Source organism: Alloiococcus sp. CFN-8 (assembly GCF_049943125.1).
Classification (GTDB): domain Bacteria; phylum Bacillota; class Clostridia; order Clostridiales; family Clostridiaceae; genus JAEXZL01.
This window is the reverse complement of sequence record NZ_CP188040.1, coordinates 3,564,293-3,580,114: the sequence shown is the minus strand read 5'-3', so window position 1 is coordinate 3,580,114 and position 15,822 is coordinate 3,564,293. Positions and strand designations below refer to the sequence as shown.

The following is a 15,822-nucleotide window of genomic DNA, read 5'->3' as shown; positions in this document are numbered from 1 at the left end:
TATATACTGTCCCATCGTGGGACGGTATATAAATAAAAAATGTGCAGGAATATAAACAGTCATCAGGATCATTGGAAATCTGATGGCTGTTTTTTTGTATTATTATATTTAATATATATGTAATATAGGGAGGTGATGATGGTTGGGACTTAGAAGAGGTAAGACAAAAACAATCCTTGAAAGTTCTATAGACAGTGCTTTACTTGCTGTTGAAATTTATAATAAGCCAAGAACTGTTTTCCGTGTTGAAAACTACATTACATTAATGGTAATGGCATGGACTAGACTTTTTCACGCACATTTCAATAACACCATAGGAGATAAATATTATTATAAATCAGGAAAAAAATATAAACTTGTTGATGGTGAGAGAAAAGCTTGGGAGTTAAATGAATCTATAAGAAAGTACGGTCAATTAACTGAATCTGAAGAAAAAAATCTTCGATTATTTATTGCACTTAGAAATAAGATTGAGCATAGACATATTGAAAAAGAGACTTTGGATACATTAATTTTTGGTGAATGTCAGGCGCTGCTCTATAATTTTGAAAATACTTTGGTGAAATTATTTGGTGAAGATTATGCTATTAACGAAAATTTAGCATTCTCTCTTCAATTTTCAAGATTTATAACAAAAGAACAAAGGCAAGCACAGAAAAACATGTTGTCATCTGAAGTACAAGATTTAGTAGCATATATTAATAAATATAGGTCAGAGTTATCCGAAGATGTATTTAATAGTCAAGAATATAGTATTAAACTTATTGCGATTCCAAAAGTGGCGAGTGCTAGCAGGAATGATTTATCAGTTGAATTTATAAAATGGGAATCATTTAACCCTGAAGAACAAGCAGAAGTTCAAAAAGTAACGGCTATAGTTAAAGATAAGATAATAAGAGTTGAAGCAGTAAATGCAGGAAGGTATAAGCCCAGTAGTGTAGTTAAATTAGTAAAAGAAAATGGAATGGCAGATTTTTCGATTAATCATCATACCGCATTATGGCAGAAGTTCGGAGTTAGGCCTACCAACAATGCAGATGACCCCTTTGATACGAATACCAAATTTTGTTATTACGACCAAGCACATAACGATTATTTGTATACAAATAATTGGGTTTCATTTATAATTCAGTTATTTGAGCTTGACAAAATGAGACTAGAGGACCTAAAAACAAGTAATAATATAAATGTGACACTGAGTGTTTCGGATTTTGAATAATAAATATACTGTGCTGTGAAAATTCACAGGATGTTGGCCTCTCAAGGAGTACCCTGTAGCTTAAAGTATCTTTAGCTCCACATGAGAAGGTAGGAATTTCGCTCAGTAGTTGTAAAAAAGTATAAATCTCACTCAAACCATAGTTCTGTTCCTGATGACAAGGAAAATATCGTCTGGACCAGAGTCAATATTATTGTAATAGACACATGTTGATATGTTCTTTCGTACGTGAGTAAGATGGATTAAAGAAGAGGATGCTTTTTTGCGAATATGGAATAATATGAAAAACTATTCAAAATTAGACTAATATGTCCCCACGAACGTAACGTGTAATAATTGCCTTAAGACATCAATGCCATCAACATGAACTAACTGTTGTCTTGTTCATGTATACTGAGAAAAGCCTAATGAAAAACGATATCAGGATGGATTTAACTTTGATAAGATTAAAAGTAGTCTTGATGATGTTAATTAAAAGAACATAAAAAGAGAAAAACTGAGGTATTCATATGCTTACTATTGAAGAATACATTGGCCGAAGGAAAAAAGATAAGCTCAATGAGTTTGACATTGATGCACGCACTCAAAACATGAAAATTTGTGTGGATTATATCTTTGAGTACTTCAATAACTATCTTAACACTATTAAGCTGAAGAAAAAACAGTGCTTCACAGGGAGAAGCTGGAAAAGTATAGTAAACTGTTAATTGAATATGAGCTTGAAGTCAGAGATTGGACAGTAAGTATTTATTATGAATATGGAAAGCAGGTTAACAAGTATATAGGTAATATGATTAAGGAGAATGAACTATTTTTCTATATAATACTGATAGCGAATTTAGAAGTGCCTCATATGACTATTATACTAAAATCATTAAAAGGCTTCCTTTTCTTAAGGAACAGACGGAAATGCTTTTTCTCTTTATTAAAGAATATTATAGGGTTGAGAGCCAAAAATATTTTGATTTTTGGGTTCCAACAATAACTGAAGAAATCAGTGATTGGCTTATAAACACGTGGGCCAAGTACCAAGTGAACCTTGCCATTTTTGCTTGTAATTGGATTAATAGATTTTATGATAAGGGAAGAAAGCAGGAATTTGAAATACTGCTTATGTAATATTGGCTTCATGATATTGAAGGGGATAATGATTATTGGCATAAGTACTTAGAGAAAGTTTTGCCTGCTTTGAAAAAGTAATATATATATTTATTGATTAGACGAGGTGATAAAATGGATGATAAAGAAATTATTCTTTCAAAAATTGCAGAGATCATTAGTAGACCGGGCTTTTTTGTGCGGAGTAACTCAGAATTTAAATCTAGATTAAAGTGCTCTGAGCTCAATGAACTTTACGAAAGATATTCTAATTATCTTGTTCCATACTGGTATAACCAAGGATATACACAAATATTTGAGAATAAAAACGAGGAATATGATGTGTTTTTAGGATTAGATAGTATCTTCTCGGACCTATATAGGGATAACAGGAATGAGGATATTATCAATTTGCTTAAAGAGATAACTAAATCCTTCAATGTAGGATATATCTCTGAATATAGCAGTGAAGACTTGAAAGAAATGCTAAACTTTACGAGATTTTTGGATTAAGTATAACCCTTGAATTTGATAAAGTTAAGGTTTCTGCTTGCATGGAAAGTGACTCTGCTAGAGTAAGTGAGATGTTTTCTGTTGAGTCATGGATTAAAAGAAATCATGAAGAAGTATATGATTCTTATAAATCTGCAATCGATGCATATACTCAAGGTCATTCAGGATCTTGTATCGAATCCTGCAGAACATGTACAGTGAGTTTATTTTCTAAATATAAGGGGACAGAAAACTTCGCAAAATGGCTGAGAGGGATTTATAACACTAGTGGTGATAGTATAACTGCAACAGTTACTGATTTGGATAAGGCCCTTAAAGCAGATTTAAAAAAAGAAGAATTAGCAGATTTTTTTAATGAAAATAGAGAAGGCAAGTTGACAAAAACAAAAGTAATCTACATGATTTATTCTATGATGTCTGATTATGGAACTCATAGGAATGAAGGTATAGTTGAATTACCAGCTATTGAAGATGCGTTATTTTGTTTGAGGCTAACAGATACTATTCTATTTTGGGTATATTCAAAGAATAAATAATATCCAATTGTTTATGAAAGGATGGATAATATGTCTGATGTAAAAAATGCCTATGATCAAATTGTAGATTTCATAAGTAATGAATCGGAAAAAACACTGCTACTTCGCGGTATTGCAGACAAGGAAAAGCACTTAGCGCTTCTAAAAGCGTTAAATGCCCAGGGAGAATTAAAAGGATTGATAAACCTAATCCATACTACCAAAGATGGTATGGAGGAGTTTTTTCGATGGGCAGAGCTGTATAAGGTTAAACCACCAAAAAAATATGGACAGGCAATGAAATTATCAAATCTGACTATCTTCTTTGACAATCTCACAACGAAAACCAACAGCGTCAAATATGATGAATACAAATTTGATTTCATGGTTATCTGGCCAATTGTTAGTGTCACGAAAAATAAAGAAGAGATTCAAATGCTAAAGGAAATGGCTGATCGTCAAAGAACAAAAAAGATAATATATCTTACTATCAAAGAGCCTTGGTATAACCCGGATACTATAGAGCCTATTGTAGATAGAGTAATCAAACTGGACTGTCAGAACGATGATCCGAAAGAATATCATCGAATTATTACCGCATACGAGGAGGATATGAAAAGGCGTATGTATTAATATACATAAGAAATTAGCGTTTATATTTTGAAGGAAAATGACTGATATTTTACCACAAATTTCGGTTTTAAAAAAAATCAAAAAACCGATTGATATGTTTCCGAATACGTCGAACTCAAAAATGAGCTAATGATATCAATGCCATCAACTCTAGCCACGTTGAGACTGTAGTAAAGCTGGTTAAAATTTAAGCTGTGAGCCCTTGAAAATTCCAATTTTACGGAGATTTTAGGGGCTTTTTTTTACTAGGCACTCTTTTAATGAGCTTTTACTTTAAAACCTACGGAACATTTATTGAATCAATACTTAAAGGATTATACTTTCGGATCAACGATATTGTTGATAATTTTAGCATTGAGGAATTAAGTTTGTAAGTAAATATATAATAAAACTATGATAGCTACTACTGTTAGTGGCTATTTATTATTTTGGAGGTAGAGTGTGAAAGCATAAGAACCTAAAAATAAAGGTGTTAATTTCGGATTAGTAGATAAAAAATACGAATTAAAATTAGATATGAATACATTCTGTGAATTGGATCTTGAATATATTTACAGAAATGTGTTGTTGCAATCATTCACGATGGGAAAATCAGAAGATTTGTTTATACAAGATTTCTGGCTTTTTCTGTATTATTTATTTAACTAATATAACGGGGGATTAAGAAATAATAAGACCTCTTGAAAAAGCTAAAGAGATAAAAGAATGATATATTTAATTTTTAGTATAGCATGCGATATAATTAAATCAGTAGGAATTGTTTACTGATAAATAAAAAGTTTTTAATATAGACTGATAAAGATAGCAGTAGCAACGAGTTAATTGTATAAGATTCAATGTTGTAAACGAGGTGTGATTTTTTTGAATGATAAAATGTACGATTCTATCTATAAGTTCTACAAAGAGAATTATGGAGAGATTGAAAAACATGAGATTTATAAATGGAAAGCAGTAAAGCACTTTCAAGATACATGGGATATTGATGCTGTTGATTTTTCAGCAATGTTAGATATGTCTTTGAAGAAAACATCAAATCTTATGAGTGCAGGTAATTATTATCCTAGAAGAATGATTAAGTGGGCTGCAATAAAAGAACCAGAAATCGTCAGACTACTATTCAGAAATCTATATGATTTATCCACTGATGTTAAGTATAGAATAAAGTCATTTAGGGATGGGATAAGTGAAATAGTTGAGAAATACAAAGAAGGCTCAATCAATAAAAGCTACCAAGATGATAGGGCAATTATGGTCTATCTTAATCTGAAGTACCCAGAGAAATACTATTTATATAAATACACGATGTTCGTGAAATTTGCCAATCTTATTGATTACGCAGATCTTCCTGACGCTGGAGATATAGCTCTTATTTTTATGTATGAAAGTATGTGTGATATGATATTGAAACGTGTTATGGAAGATGAGGAACTTTTAAAAAAATACGAGTCAAGAAGAAGTCAGTACTATGACCCAGGATACCATCTACTGGTTCAAGATATTGTCTATTCAGCAAATTATTTTGCTGCACCGGAAATTTTGGAGCACTCTGAAAAGAAGTTTGAAGTTAAAAAATTTGAGCTACAAGCAGAGAATAAACCAGCTATATTAAAAGGTGTTCATGTAGATTATATTGAAGAAGCAAAAAGAAATAAAGAAATCGGTGATTCTGGCGAAGAATATGTATACCAGTATGAGAGGCTCCGGATAAAGAAATATAAACTTGGTAAAAACAAACAAGTCCAAAGAATAGCAAAGATATACGGTGATGGTCTTGGATATGATATCCTTTCTTATGATGAGCAGGGACATGAAATATATATAGAAGTAAAAACTACTTCGGGTCCTGAAAAAGGAAGTATTTATATTACATCTAATGAATTGAAAATGAGTGAAGAAAACTCGGATTACTATTATTTATATCGTGTTTATGATTTTGATAAAGTAGCAATGACAGGTAAACTTTCTATCAGAAAAGGCTCACTAAAAGAACTCTGTATTTCAGCACAGACATATAAAGTTGATTTTAAATAATTTATTTATACTACATAAGGTGTAATTGTTAAATGTATTAGAATTATAAGGAGTAATAAATGATGGAATGGATTAGAACAGCAAATATTAAGAAATATGATGTTATTTCTGCTTATAAAAATATGAATGAAATAGATTGGACAAAATCTAATTTTAATATATGTAAAGGAGATATTGTTTATATTTATGTAGGTGAACCATACTCGAAAATAATGTATAAAACATTTTGTACTGATGATGACGTAAAAAAGGAACATGCCATTAATGATTTAGTATACTGGACAAATCAAAATGAATTTGATCAAGAGAGGAAAAAAATCAGATTAAGATTGGAGCAAGTTAACAGTTCCAATAAGCTATCGTTAGATAATCTTAACAAAAAAAGTTGGTAAAACAAAGAATTCAAGGAGCATATAAGTCTGATAAATTTCCAGATTTATTTGAATATATTGCTAGTGTTTTTTTAACAATTAGTTTTGATGAAGACTATGAAGTTATTAATAAAATATATTCCAATACATCTTTGAATGAAACTGAAAAAGAGTTATTGTCAAAAGTGAGAGTTGGTCAAGGTATATATAGAGAAAAACTAATAGTAAAATATAGTGGGAAATGTGTATTATGCGGATTAAAACATAAGCCTCTTTTAATTGCAAGCCATATTAAAGAATGGAAAAACTCAACCAATCAAGAACGCTTAGATGAAAATAATGGATTGTTATTATGTACAATGCATGAGTCTCTTTTTGACAAACATCTTATCACTTTTGATGATAATGGTAAAATATTAATATCTAGTCTCTTAGATGACGAGGATTTGTCATTGCTTAATATTAATAAAAACATATCAATAGAAATAAATCAAAAAATGAAACATTACTTAAAATATCATCGTGAATCTTTTGAAATAATAAATAGGTGATGTAGCAGGATTATGTATTCATTATATTGAATTAATATAGAGATAACATAATTCTTATTAAATTCTAATATGTAATGGAGATATTTTATTTGTTTCAATAGTTTCTATGTGATTATACATAATACTTACGTAAAAAATATTATATATTCATTTTCTACAACTGAGAAAATTGTGATTGTAGAAAATCCACTTTCCTCAGTATTTATGAGATTCCACGATTTTTTAAAGGCTAAAAACTTGACATAATAAATGAAAGACAGTTATATTGTATTTTTATAAGTTGCATTGTGCGAATAGAGATAATAGAGAAGGTTATTACTGTAAAGTAAACAGATTCTCCTAAACCTAGGACGACTTGTGCTGATAAAGGAAAGGTGAGAAAGAGCAATGGTGTCCAAGAAAGCCAAGTAAGCCCTGTAAGCAACCAATCTGCCCCAAGCTTACAGAAGGGAACTACTGTGAAGAACATGTTAAGCTTTGTTTTAATGAAAGAGGCAGTGTTGCAAGCAGGGTTATGACAACAGATAGAGAGCCACCAGAAATAAATATTTAAAAGCTAATCCTTTGTGTGTTAAATATAATGAACAAGGTGCACTTATTAAAGCAACTGTTGTTGATCACATTAAACAACACCGGAGAGACATGAAATTGTTTTGTGATAAAAGCAATTTTCAAGCACTTTGTAAGAATTGTCATGGCCATAAAACAACGACTGAAGATAGATATAAAGAATATAGATATAATTAAATAAATTGTCATAGATATTTCCAATAATTAATAAGATTGTACAAATAGTAATAGGAGATTATGGAGGGAATAATGGCAGTAGCTATTTTTTTAAGAGCACAGAAGGAACCAAATAATTTTAAAAATGTTTTGTCATATATTATAGAAGATGATAATTTAGAAAAAATTGTTCTAGTATATCCTTATTACATGGAGAAGAAAGTAAAGACTAATGGAATTCAAGGCACATATTCTATATTAGGTAGAGGGCTACGAAATAGTATTTTATTAAGAGAGGGATATAATTTAACAACAATAGCTCCAGATGATTCACGAAATAATGACTGGGATAATTCTTATAAAAATTTTGTTAAACAATTAAATGATGACATTAAACAAAGTGGAAAAAAGATAAATTATAAGGGAATGATTTTGAAAAATCAGAAAAATTTTTTGCACGCCAAATTTACATTAGGTTATAAAAAAATAGGCAAAGACGTGAAACCAGTAGTATTACTATTAGGCAGCTCTAATTTAACTAATAAAGCTTATGATGTATTTGATGATTATAATTATGAAACTGATATTTTACTTTGGGACAATATAGAATACAGCTTTGATAGCAATGTTCTAAAGGATGGAGATTTGAAAACTATGTTAATTGAAAATGATTCATATGAGGATACAATGAATTATCTTAACTACTTTAACTCGAAAGTAATAAAGTGGTACAAAAGTGAGGAAGTGGAACAGATTAGTGAAGATTTAAAGTAGGGGGACTAGAAATCTCTACAAGGGACAAGCCGGTAACCGCTGCCCCCTCTTGCGTGAATTTTCGCAGGATTAACCAAGGGGGGGATAGCAAAATCGAAAAATGGAAAGCCGAAATTAAGCAACTGCAAGGAATTGTGGTTGTTTTTTTATTGAATAGAATTTTATTGAAAGGAGGAACTCATATGACATCTGAAGAAAAAATACCTGAACTTAGAGTAAAGTGGATTAGGTGTAAAGGGAGTGCTAATTTTTTAGGCCTAACAAGAGATAGTGTCGGATAATTCTTTAAATGTAGTGGATTAGATGGTGATTCATGTGTTGTTACCCTTAATGTTGAAAAAAATCAATAGAAATTTACTTAGTTCATGTTGTGAAAAACTTCTAAAGCAAAAAGTCCATTTTGAAAAGGTTAGAAATACTTAATATAGTGCAAGAGAAAATCCAGATGAAGAAAATATATCGACAGCCTAGACTAAAACAATGGGTAAAGCATTCCACTCGTTGGATGCTAATGGATAGATGGGATGAGTGTGATTTTGATATAGATCTAGATTCGCTAGCAGGAAGAGAATGTTATGGAGGACTAGATCTTTCAAGTACCACTGATATTACTGCTTTTGTTTTAGTTTTTTCACCAAGAACAGCAGAAGAAAAATATATAGTGCTTCCTTTCTTTTGAATACCAGATGATAACTTGAAGTTTAGGGTGAGAAGAGATCATGTTCCTTATGAAGTATGGGAGAAACAAGCCTTTATAAAAACCCCAGAAGGCAATGTTGTCACTATGGATTTATATAAACTTTTATTGAAGAGCTAGGAACAAAGTACTATATAAAAGAGATAGCGTTTGATAGATGGGGAGCAGTTCAAATGGTACAAAAACTTGAGGGTATGGGGTTTACAGTAGTTCCATTTGGGCAGTGATACAAAGATATATCACCACATTCAATGAAATTAATAAAGCTTACATTGGAGAAGAGAATATCACATGGGAGAAATCCAGTTCTTTGGTAGATGATGGATAATATTTATGTTAAGACAGATCCAGCAGATAATACTAAACCTGATAAAGAAAAAAGTACAGATAAAATTGATGGAACTGTGAATCTTATTATGGCATTGGATAGAGCACTGAGGAATATTAATTTAGGAAGTTTCTATAATCATAGAGGAACTCATATATTGTAGCCAATTGGAATTATATGTTATAATTTTTAAATACATACTATTTTAAATTATATTTAATAGTTCGGGGGATAATGATGGCTTCTATTGGAATAAGAGTTACACCTAATGATATATATTATACTATTGTTGATTCTGAAGATGATGGATATAAAACCATTAGCATTTCACATCTTAGAATACCTAAGGCTTTAGATATTCCGTGCAAGTTAAGTTATGTGAGGAATACATTTATTACAATTATAAAACAGTATAAAGTTAATAGAGCAGGTATAAAGTTAATAGAGGGTAATGCAAGAACTGAAATCAAGGGGAGTATTTCTTTTAGAATTAATCTAGAAGGTGTATTTTTAGAACTATTTGCAAATAGTTCGATTGAAAAGTATTTGTTAGGTATTGCACCAAGTATATCAGCCGTTTTAGGCTTAAATTCGAAGCCTGTTAAGGATATGGCCGAAGATTTAGGACTAAATGATACTGATAGAACAGATGATGGAAGAAAACTAAGTGATAATAATAAGGAGTCTTTGGTTGTTGCAGTTGCAGCGCTGATGCAGGAGTGATGGAGATGGACTACAGAAAGGTAAATATTGATTTTGAAGTGATCAAGCCAATAGGCAATAATGAAGGTAAAAATTCAGACGTTTTTTTAGCTAAAGATATGCAACTTAATGCTGAACTTGTGGTAAAACAAATGGAAATTTCTAAATTCTCCAAGATGGAAGAATACTTTTCAGAAGCAAGAATACTATATGATTGTAAGCATCCTAATATTATGGAGATTCAATATGCTTCACAAGATGAAAATTATATTTATGTATCCATGCCTTATCATAGAAAAGGGTCATTAAGTTCTCTGATAGATAGTAGATTTTTGACTGTTCGTGAAATTATCAAGTATTCACTAGATTTTTTAAGTGGGGTTGCACATATTCATTCAAAAGGATTAGTTCATTTAGATATTAAACCCACCAATATTATATTAGATGAAACAGATAGAGCTATATTAACTGATTTTGGACTTTCAAAGTACTTGGACGAGAATGGGATTGCTAACCAACCAATTAGTTATACATCGCATTGGGAACCTGAAATTTTTTTCAGTTCTGGAAGAACTGTCTTATCTGATATTTATCAAATAGGATTAACATTATACAGACTATGTAATGGAAACGATATACTTTCAGAACAAATGAAAAAATTAAATATAAGAAATAATTACGAATTAAAAGAAGCTATATTAAAAGAAAGGTTTCCTAATAAGAATTACTATTTACCACATATTCCTAATAAATTAATAAAAGTCATAAAAAAATCATTGGAACTTGATGCAAGTAAGCGTTATAATAATGTTATACAAATGATGAATGATTTGAGCGATATAGGTGAAAATCTTGATTGGAATTATACTGGTATATCAAATGAATTATACTATAGAATAAAAGATAATAATAAAATATCTATAATGATAAAGAACAAATTAGACATAGTATGCACTAAAACTAATTTGACTTCCACTAGAACTACTAAGATGCATAAATATTGCAATAAAGGATATACTTCAGAACAGCAGGTAACAAAAGAAATTGAAAGAATAATCAAAGAAAATGATTAATTTTAGAAAGGGGACTGGTTGACTTATGAGAAAGATAATCAGGAAGAATGATTCTAGATTAAGTAGAGAAAATTTATGTAACCCTTTCCCGAATAGTACTTTACAGAAACGTTTAATAAGTTCAGGAGTTATTGACTATAAGGATAATTGTATATTAGAAGATTTGGGAAATGGATATGTAAAAATATCTGCAAAAGATAATAGTAAAAGATTGAGATAGTTATTTATAAAAAAGCATCTGTTGAGACAGGTGTTTTTTTTATACATATTTGGGAGGTTATAAGGTGAGAATACCTTTATTATCAAGGTTTTTAAATCAAGAGATGAATCTAAGAATAGTCTATGTTATTACCAAACATCATTATTAAAGGTGGTAAAGAGTTATGAATGAACAAATTTCTTTTGTAAAAGAAATAGAGAAAAGAATAATTAATTTCTTAGAACCATATAAAAAAATATATGAGAATGAATTATTTGATTTCTTTATAGATAGCCAGACAGATATGTTGGAAATATGGGGAAACCATAAGAACAAATATAACAAAGATGAAAAAACAAATTTTATTTTATTAAGAATGAATATTCATCAAGAATGGAATCAGATCCATATTAGCAATATATTTATTTCTCAGTTTATGCAACATAATTGCATAGGTAAAAAGCTTATTAATGAAGTGTTTATTCTTGCAGAAAGAATAATTATGAACTTTTTTTAGTTGATATGGTAGAAAGCTTTTATAGCAGAATGCTTATTAGGCGTGCACTTTCTTGCGTAGACTACGATGATGTTATGAAAATTGTAAAGGAAACTAAATTAATTTAAAATACATAAAATAAAGACGTTTATTAATACAAAACAATGCTCATAGAGTAATTGTACATAATATCAACTATGGATAGAAGAATAAAAAAGAAATGTAACGTGTACTAGACCTTTCATACTATAATTATTCATACCATATTTTAAAGTAATTTCTTGAGCGTTTTTAAAATGAAGTTTAATATAAAGTCTATCTAAAATATCTAAATTTCGGTTTCTACAATGACTACTTTTAAATTGTAGAAAATCCACATTCCTTAATATTTATGCGACTTTACGATTTTCTACAGTCCAAAAACTTGACATTAAAAAGAAAATGTTACTCTAATTTGCGATTCCCATGAGTTTGTTGACAATTACATAAAAGAAGATATTAATTGTGCCATGTATAATTTAGGCTACTGTCCAGGAGAAAATAAAGAAATTACCACAATGTCTAAGTCTAGCTTAACAAGTATAAGCAAGATGCTGACGCGATTAAAGTCAGGTGGATTAATTACCATAGGTATATATGTAGGCCATAATGAAGGAAAGAAAGAAGAAGAAATCATTCTTGATTATCTTAGGACTATTCCTAAAGATAAATATGGACTTATGATAAATGAATATATCAATAGATATGCCTCTTCCCCTAGGCTTGCTGTAATTGAGAAAAAATAATCATCCTCTAGAGGATGAATGAATTATTGAATGTTTTTTCAGAAGATGGTAAAATGATACTAATATTGCAAAAAGGTGACGGTGAAATATTATTATGGAAAATAACCAAGATTTGATGAAAAACATTCAATTTAGATTTCCTAGATTAAGTAAAGGACAAAAGCTTATAGCAGAATACATATTAAAGCATTATGATAAGGCAGCCTTTATGACTGCTGCAAAGCTTGGCGTAACAGTAGGTGTAAGTGAATCCACCGTCGTTAGGTTTGCTACAGAATTAGGATATAACGGATACCCTAAATTACAAAAAGCTCTTCAGGAGCTTATAAAAACAAAGCTGACTTCAGTACAGAGGATGGAGCTCTCTAAGGATTATATTGAAGAAGATAATCCTTTAAAGGGAGTTCTTAAAGCGGATATAGAAAATATCCGTGCTACCTTAGAAAAAATAAATCATACAAGCTTCCAGGAGGTAGTAGAAGAAATACTCCGTGCCAAGAGAATTTATATTATAGGTTTAAGAAGCTCTACTGCTCTAGCTGAATTTTTAGGTTTTTATTTAAACGTAGTTCTAGATAACGTTAAGGTTGTAGCCTATGGTATAAGTGATATATTTGAACAGATGTTTAATGTTGGTGAAAATGATTTAGTAATTGGTATAGGTTTTCCTCGATATGCCATTAAGACTATTCAAGCTTTGGAATTTGCCCAGAAAAAAGGTGCTAAGGTGGTAGCAATAACTGATAGTTCTATATCACCCTTAGCTGGTAATGCAGATTATACACTTATAGCTCAGAGCAACATGGCCTCCTTCGTAGATTCTTTGGTGGCGCCTTTAAGCGTTATTAATGCTCTTATAGTTGCTGTTGGAATTAAAGAAAAGGATAAGATAGCTTCAACCTTTAATAGCTTAGAAAACATATGGGAAGAATATCAAATTTACTCCTATAAATCCCTTGATATTTAAATTAAATTTATTAAATAGGCTTCGAATTATTCTTCGAGGTCTTTTTCCTTTTCCAGGATAGTGATTTATCGTTTGACATATAATTTTTATAGATATACTATAATCTTTGTTAATATAAATAAAGGAGATGGTAACTTGGCTAAGGTTATCGTAATAGGTGGTGGACCGGCGGGGATGATGGCGGCTATAACCGCTGCCAAAACTAATGAAGTGGTTCTTTTAGAGGGCAAAGAAAGATTAGGAAGAAAGCTATATATAACTGGTAAGGGTAGATGCAATATCACTAATGCAAAGGATATTAGTGAGTTTTTTGATTATATTCCTGGTAATCCTACTTTCTTATATAGTGCTTTATATACCTTTACAAATGAAGATGTAATGAGTATGTTTAATAATAATGGAGTACCACTAAAGGTGGAAAGAGGAGACAGAGTTTTTCCTGTTTCCGATAAGTCCTCTGATATTATAGGACTATTTCAAAAGTTACTATCACAGGAAAGCGTGGATGTAAGACTAAATAGTAAGGTAGTGGATATAACCATCGAAGATTCCAAGCTTAAAGAGGTTGTGCTAAGCTCAGGTGATACTATAAAAGGAGATTACTTTATTTTTGCAACTGGTGGTAAATCTTATCCTTTAACAGGTTCAACTGGGGAGGGATATAAATTTGCAAAAAAGATGGGCCATAAAATAATCGAGCCTAAGGCATCATTAGTACCAATTATATTGAAGGAAGCTAATATAAAAGAGCTCCAAGGGTTATCCTTAAAGAATGTAAAGGTTAATTTATTGAGAAATAATAAAGTTATTTATAGTGACTTAGGAGAAATGCTTTTTACTCATTTTGGCGCATCAGGACCTATTATCTTAAGCGCTAGCAGACATATAAAGGAAAATAATAAATACAGTATATCTATTAACCTTAAACCAGCGCTTACAGAAGAAGAGCTGGACACCAGAATTCAAAAGGATTTTAAAGAATATAGCAATAAGGATTATAAGAATTCCTTAGACGATTTACTGCCTAAAAAGCTTATCAATTATGTAGTAAATAGATCAGGAATATCACCAGATAAAAAAGTACATTCTATAACTAAAGGAGAAAGACTTAGTCTGGTGAAGTTGCTTCAAAACTTAACTTTTGAGGTAGAAGGGCTTAGGCCTATAGCGGAAGCTATAGTTACAGCAGGTGGTATAAGTGTAAAGGAAATTAATCCCTCTACAATGCAGTCAAAACTTATATCTAATGTTTCCTTCTGTGGAGAGTTAATTGACGTTGATGCTTTTACTGGAGGCTATAATGTTCAGATTGCCATTTCCACTGGATACATAGCGGGTAAAGAAATCAGTATCGATGCTTAAAACTATTTTTAGAATTACATAAGGATAAAATTCCTCCACTAACAATAAATCTTATGATATTATATAGTAGTGAGAAATTTAATATTTAGATAATGATTGGAGTGACAACTTACGGTGAAACTATCTGTAGCAATAGATGGACCAGCAGGGGCAGGTAAAAGTACTATAGCAAAGCTTGTAGCCAAAAGATTTCATTTAAATTACATCAATACAGGGGCTATGTATCGAGCAATTACCTATGCTGCTATAAAAAACGAGATATCTCATGAATCTGTAGAAGAACTTTGTTCTATGATAGACGAATTGAAAATAGAATTTAAAGGAGAAAGCTTATATCTAAATGATAAGGATATAACTGAAGATTTATGTTTGCCTGAAATAGCTAAAAAAGTATCCTTTTATGCTTCTATTCCTGAAATAAGAAAAATGCTCGTTAAGCAACAAAGAAGAATAGCAGAAAATAGCAGTGTTATAATGGATGGTAGAGATATAGGAACAGTAGTATTGAAGGATGCTCCTTTTAAGTTTTATCTTACAGCCTCTGCAGATAAAAGAGCAGAGAGAAGATATTTAGAGCTTCAAGAAAAAGGGATAGAAGTGGATTATGCCAAGATATTACATGATATTAAGCAGAGGGATCATATTGATATGAATAGGGATGTAGATCCTTTAAGAAAAGCAGAGGATGCCATTGAGGTAGATACATCTGATATGAATATTGAAGAAGTTGTAGAAAAGCTATCTTGTATTATAAATAATAAACTTAACCATTAGATTTTACA

General features: G+C 30.7%; 18 protein-coding genes and 2 pseudogenes. All 20 read left to right on the top strand.

Annotated features, from left to right (window positions below):
* Window positions 1-142 precede the first annotated feature (142 nt).
* The 20 genes and pseudogenes from ACPWSR_RS16875 to cmk all read left to right on the top strand — a co-directional run bounded on the left by ACPWSR_RS16875 (window position 143) and on the right by cmk (window position 15,814).
* Window positions 143-1,219: a DUF3644 domain-containing protein gene (locus ACPWSR_RS16875; RefSeq protein WP_426349390.1), complete on the top strand. Its 1,077-nt coding sequence runs from the start codon at window positions 143-145 to the stop codon at window positions 1,217-1,219.
* Between the two features lie 509 nt (window positions 1,220-1,728).
* Entirely contained in the window at window positions 1,729-1,926 is a 198-nt protein-coding gene (locus ACPWSR_RS16870; protein WP_426349389.1) for a hypothetical protein, read from the top strand.
* A 202-nt stretch (window positions 1,927-2,128) separates the two neighbouring features.
* On the top strand, window positions 2,129-2,338 hold the full coding sequence (locus ACPWSR_RS16865; RefSeq protein ID WP_426349388.1) for a hypothetical protein: 210 nt from the start codon (window positions 2,129-2,131) through the stop codon (window positions 2,336-2,338).
* 114 nt (window positions 2,339-2,452) lie between these two features.
* Window positions 2,453-2,830, top strand: coding sequence for a hypothetical protein (locus ACPWSR_RS16860; protein ID WP_426349387.1), 378 nt, complete (start codon window positions 2,453-2,455; stop codon window positions 2,828-2,830).
* Between the two features lie 41 nt (window positions 2,831-2,871).
* Window positions 2,872-3,366: a hypothetical protein gene (locus ACPWSR_RS16855; RefSeq protein WP_426349386.1), complete on the top strand. Its 495-nt coding sequence runs from the start codon at window positions 2,872-2,874 to the stop codon at window positions 3,364-3,366.
* Window positions 3,367-3,396: 30 nt separating this feature from the next.
* Window positions 3,397-3,978 carry a hypothetical protein gene (locus tag ACPWSR_RS16850; RefSeq protein WP_426349385.1) on the top strand — a complete coding sequence of 194 codons (582 nt, stop codon included), beginning with the start codon at window positions 3,397-3,399 and terminating at the stop codon, window positions 3,976-3,978.
* 861 nt (window positions 3,979-4,839) lie between these two features.
* Entirely contained in the window at window positions 4,840-6,009 is a 1,170-nt protein-coding gene (locus ACPWSR_RS16845; RefSeq protein WP_426349384.1) for a DUF3883 domain-containing protein, read from the top strand.
* Window positions 6,010-6,071: 62 nt separating this feature from the next.
* Complete coding sequence (locus tag ACPWSR_RS16840) at window positions 6,072-6,401, top strand: hypothetical protein (protein ID WP_426349383.1); 330 nt, start codon at window positions 6,072-6,074, stop codon at window positions 6,399-6,401.
* Window positions 6,395-6,931, top strand: coding sequence for an HNH endonuclease (locus ACPWSR_RS16835; RefSeq protein WP_426349382.1), 537 nt, complete (start codon window positions 6,395-6,397; stop codon window positions 6,929-6,931). Before ACPWSR_RS16840 ends, ACPWSR_RS16835 begins: the two co-directional genes overlap by 7 nt.
* Window positions 6,932-7,573: 642 nt before the next feature.
* A complete protein-coding gene (locus ACPWSR_RS16830; RefSeq protein WP_426351406.1) occupies window positions 7,574-7,678 on the top strand; it encodes a hypothetical protein in 105 nt (34 codons plus the stop codon).
* Between the two features lie 72 nt (window positions 7,679-7,750).
* The gene (locus ACPWSR_RS16825; protein ID WP_426349381.1) at window positions 7,751-8,431 is read left to right on the top strand and encodes a hypothetical protein; all 681 of its coding nucleotides are present in this window, start codon (window positions 7,751-7,753) and stop codon (window positions 8,429-8,431) included.
* Window positions 8,432-8,857: 426 nt separating this feature from the next.
* Window positions 8,858-9,619: pseudogene (locus tag ACPWSR_RS16820) on the top strand (terminase TerL endonuclease subunit); the annotation flags it as partial.
* A 74-nt stretch (window positions 9,620-9,693) separates the two neighbouring features.
* A complete protein-coding gene (locus ACPWSR_RS16815; RefSeq protein ID WP_426349380.1) occupies window positions 9,694-10,179 on the top strand; it encodes a hypothetical protein in 486 nt (161 codons plus the stop codon).
* A 5-nt stretch (window positions 10,180-10,184) separates the two neighbouring features.
* A complete protein-coding gene (locus ACPWSR_RS16810; protein ID WP_426349379.1) occupies window positions 10,185-11,231 on the top strand; it encodes a serine/threonine-protein kinase in 1,047 nt (348 codons plus the stop codon).
* Between the two features lie 25 nt (window positions 11,232-11,256).
* On the top strand, window positions 11,257-11,451 hold the full coding sequence (locus tag ACPWSR_RS16805; protein WP_426349378.1) for a hypothetical protein: 195 nt from the start codon (window positions 11,257-11,259) through the stop codon (window positions 11,449-11,451).
* Window positions 11,452-11,614: 163 nt separating this feature from the next.
* The gene (locus tag ACPWSR_RS16800) at window positions 11,615-11,947 is read left to right on the top strand and encodes a hypothetical protein (protein WP_426349377.1); all 333 of its coding nucleotides are present in this window, start codon (window positions 11,615-11,617) and stop codon (window positions 11,945-11,947) included.
* A 428-nt stretch (window positions 11,948-12,375) separates the two neighbouring features.
* Window positions 12,376-12,711, top strand: a pseudogene (locus tag ACPWSR_RS16795) (tRNA (mnm(5)s(2)U34)-methyltransferase); the annotation flags it as partial.
* Window positions 12,712-12,805: 94 nt separating this feature from the next.
* The gene (locus ACPWSR_RS16790; protein WP_426349376.1) at window positions 12,806-13,678 is read left to right on the top strand and encodes a MurR/RpiR family transcriptional regulator; all 873 of its coding nucleotides are present in this window, start codon (window positions 12,806-12,808) and stop codon (window positions 13,676-13,678) included.
* 135 nt (window positions 13,679-13,813) lie between these two features.
* On the top strand, window positions 13,814-15,040 hold the full coding sequence (locus tag ACPWSR_RS16785; protein WP_426349375.1) for an NAD(P)/FAD-dependent oxidoreductase: 1,227 nt from the start codon (window positions 13,814-13,816) through the stop codon (window positions 15,038-15,040).
* A 114-nt stretch (window positions 15,041-15,154) separates the two neighbouring features.
* Window positions 15,155-15,814 (top strand): (d)CMP kinase, encoded by a 660-nt coding sequence (cmk, locus tag ACPWSR_RS16780; RefSeq protein WP_426349374.1) that lies wholly within the window; start codon window positions 15,155-15,157, stop codon window positions 15,812-15,814.
* The last annotated feature ends 8 nt before the right edge of the window (window positions 15,815-15,822 follow it).

Bases quoted from the DNA above. Each gene is read 5' to 3' on its own strand.
- ACPWSR_RS16790 (WP_426349376.1), top strand. From the start codon at position 12,806: ATGGAAAATAACCAAGATTTGATGAAAAACATTCAATTTAGATTTCCT.
- ACPWSR_RS16850 (WP_426349385.1), top strand. From the start codon at position 3,397: ATGTCTGATGTAAAAAATGCCTATGATCAAATTGTAGATTTCATAAGT.
- ACPWSR_RS16860 (WP_426349387.1), top strand. From the start codon at position 2,453: ATGGATGATAAAGAAATTATTCTTTCAAAAATTGCAGAGATCATTAGT.
- ACPWSR_RS16840 (WP_426349383.1), top strand. From the start codon at position 6,072: ATGGAATGGATTAGAACAGCAAATATTAAGAAATATGATGTTATTTCT.
- ACPWSR_RS16805 (WP_426349378.1), top strand. From the start codon at position 11,257: ATGAGAAAGATAATCAGGAAGAATGATTCTAGATTAAGTAGAGAAAAT.
- ACPWSR_RS16870 (WP_426349389.1), top strand. From the start codon at position 1,729: ATGCTTACTATTGAAGAATACATTGGCCGAAGGAAAAAAGATAAGCTC.
- ACPWSR_RS16825 (WP_426349381.1), top strand. From the start codon at position 7,751: ATGGCAGTAGCTATTTTTTTAAGAGCACAGAAGGAACCAAATAATTTT.
- ACPWSR_RS16855 (WP_426349386.1), top strand. From the start codon at position 2,872: ATGGAAAGTGACTCTGCTAGAGTAAGTGAGATGTTTTCTGTTGAGTCA.
- ACPWSR_RS16815 (WP_426349380.1), top strand. From the start codon at position 9,694: ATGGCTTCTATTGGAATAAGAGTTACACCTAATGATATATATTATACT.
- ACPWSR_RS16865 (WP_426349388.1), top strand. From the start codon at position 2,129: ATGCTTTTTCTCTTTATTAAAGAATATTATAGGGTTGAGAGCCAAAAA.
- ACPWSR_RS16810 (WP_426349379.1), top strand. From the start codon at position 10,185: ATGGACTACAGAAAGGTAAATATTGATTTTGAAGTGATCAAGCCAATA.
- ACPWSR_RS16830 (WP_426351406.1), top strand. From the start codon at position 7,574: ATGAAATTGTTTTGTGATAAAAGCAATTTTCAAGCACTTTGTAAGAAT.
- ACPWSR_RS16800 (WP_426349377.1), top strand. From the start codon at position 11,615: ATGAATGAACAAATTTCTTTTGTAAAAGAAATAGAGAAAAGAATAATT.